Below are 2,535 nucleotides of genomic sequence, written 5' to 3'. Positions count from 1 at the left end.
GACCCCCTACCTGCAAAAACGTCAGAACATTCAGACATAACAGTTACCCATCGTCTCGATGGATATTCCTACCTTCTTACACAAACTTCTTGACGCTACCGATATTTCTAGATCCAACATTTATTGCAGGAATTAATGTTGGAGGCATAGAGCAATATGAATTTTGGAGATTTAATAATAGTGAAGAAATTAATGAGAAACACATAGAGATCTGATGTTGAATGTTGTTCAAGAGGGCTTAGACATCGCATAGCACCGTGTTCACGCATCGGGGGACAAACCCCTCGGTTTGGCAGAGGGATTTCGGAGAAGTGGTGGCAGCCGGACACATCCGCACCGACTAAGCGCATCGCGCCCGATCACTTCGTGACCTTAAGTGAGTGGGACGTCGTGAACACAACAACGTTATGCGAAATGCAGATAAATATATAAAAGACTAAATGAAAGGAAATTAGAAATGGATTGGTCAAAGCTAAGGGTTATGATTCGGGGGTTTATCACCCCTAAATTAAGCAAAAGAATAGACATTCATGAGACAAGATATCATGAAGCTCATGATGGATATGGGGAAGCATGGGTAACTGTTGACGGTAGGAAGATCTTTGGTGGCGGCTATTATCATTGGTACATGAACCCACTGCCAGAAGACATTACGCTTCATTCTCTGCAACACGGCTACCATGAAGATTTTTACAAACCAAATATCAAATCAGAAAATGTTGAAAAAATAATGAATTTAGGGTTACACGAAACCAGTCACATAATCCAAAATTTAAGGAATTATCTCAATACACCATTTGAAGAAATAATAACCTCTAATAATGCTATCTATAAAGCATTCGGAATAATTGATAGGAGACTAGGCAAAAGAAGGTTTAATAAACTTGAAATAAATGAAAATGATCACCCGTTAGTAAAGATATTTTATGAATTGAGGAAAGAGACATTTGTTAGCTAATCAAGAAGCTCTGCACTTCGCATAACACCGTGTTCACGCATCGGAGGACAAGCCCCCTCGGTCTGGCAGAGGGATATTGGGGAACGGTGGCAGCCAGAGACATCCGCATCGAATAAGCGCATCGCGCAAGGGCACTTCGGTATGTTGAACCGGATTTTGATGACGAAGGAAAAATTAAATTACATGTTGTATCTGAAGATAAGAAACTTATAGTAACCTACGAAGTCGGTCAATACAGTACATAAGGCTCCAATAATTGTGATATTAGGAGAAGAGTTCGAAGGCTGGACAAGAGAATATATAGGATATAGAAGGGTACTAACACCAAAATGGATCGATGAGACAGTCACACCGAAATTAATACGTGAAATAATTGATTGGTGCCTATTGAAGGTTAAAGAAATAACAATCGTTAATTGGAATGGCGAGATAATAGGATAAGGAGATTTATTAGAATATCAGGAAGTCAGCAACATCAGCTAACAGCATATTCACGCATAGGGCATTCGCCCCCGGTCCGGCTTGGAAGTTAGAAGTGGGATCGAGAGGTATTTTAGGGTTCGTGAATGCGGGAGCAGCAGGACACATCCGCACCGACTAAGCGCATCGCACCTGGCCACGTTGTGGCCTTAAGTCGGTGGGACATCGTGAATACAATAACGTTAGGTGAAATCATCTATAATGCTTAATAAGGAAAGAGAGGAGAGACAAAGATGCCTCCATATTTTTCAGTCTATTATTCTTTTCCTCATTCATCATTTTCTGAGGAATTTGTAGAGGAAGTATATAAATCATTTTTTCATTACTTTCCTTATAAATCAGGATATTGGGAAGCAGAAGATAACTCACTTGAAGAGATTATTAGATGGAATACCAATCTTTTAGGAAAGAAGTTTCGATTAGGATTTAATCAGCATGTAAAGAACAACTACAAGCAAGTACTATTAGATTCTGAATTACATGATCACCTGAGATTATTTTGGAGCTGTGACTCCAAGGAAATAACATTACATATGATCACTCCTGAACGAGATGTAGTTCTGGATGATAATACTTGGAGATTAAACGGGAATCAGATCAAATCTTTTATAAATCTTTCTGTAGGTGTATGGGAAACCCACATAACCAATAATATTCAAACCTATCATGAATTAGATGCTCCAATACCCATAAATAGAATATTGAAAGGCGAACACCCAGCAACAGACCCATTTTGTATTATTGGTTCAAAAACTTTTATGAAAATAAAAGATCAAATAGAAAGTCGGTATTTTCTTAAAACCATTAAAGATGGAGTTCTTATATTAGACAAGATATATGCGAGTTTACTCGAAGAAGATAGATGACTTCATATAACAATGTATGCACGCATCGGGCCATTCGGCCCTCGGTCCGGACCGAGGAAGGGGAAGTGAATCAAAGATGTATCTCAGGCAAGTAAGCATATTCAGCCGGACACGTCAATTCCCCTTAGATAAGAGCAATCTAAGGAGAAACGACGTTGTGAATACAATAACGTTATGTGAAACAATTACTATTGATTAATGGAAGGTGAGTTCATGGCAGCTGGCTATTAT

General features: G+C 38.9%; 2 protein-coding genes. Both read left to right on the top strand.

Features of this window, described 5'->3' with window-relative positions:
• Positions 1-457 precede the first annotated feature (457 nt).
• Positions 458-958: an SF0329 family protein gene (locus AB4Z33_RS30755; RefSeq protein WP_442053542.1), complete on the top strand. Its 501-nt coding sequence runs from the start codon at positions 458-460 to the stop codon at positions 956-958.
• A gap of 713 nt (positions 959-1,671) precedes the next feature.
• Positions 1,672-2,304, top strand: coding sequence for a hypothetical protein (locus AB4Z33_RS30750; RefSeq protein WP_442053541.1), 633 nt, complete (start codon positions 1,672-1,674; stop codon positions 2,302-2,304).
• The last annotated feature ends 231 nt before the right edge of the window (positions 2,305-2,535 follow it).

The sequence above is a fragment of the Paenibacillus sp. 2TAB19 genome, assembly GCF_052115185.1.
Lineage (GTDB): Bacteria > Bacillota > Bacilli > Paenibacillales > Paenibacillaceae > Pristimantibacillus.
Note: the sequence above shows the minus strand (reverse complement) of the source record. Positions and strands in the feature narration are given on the sequence as shown.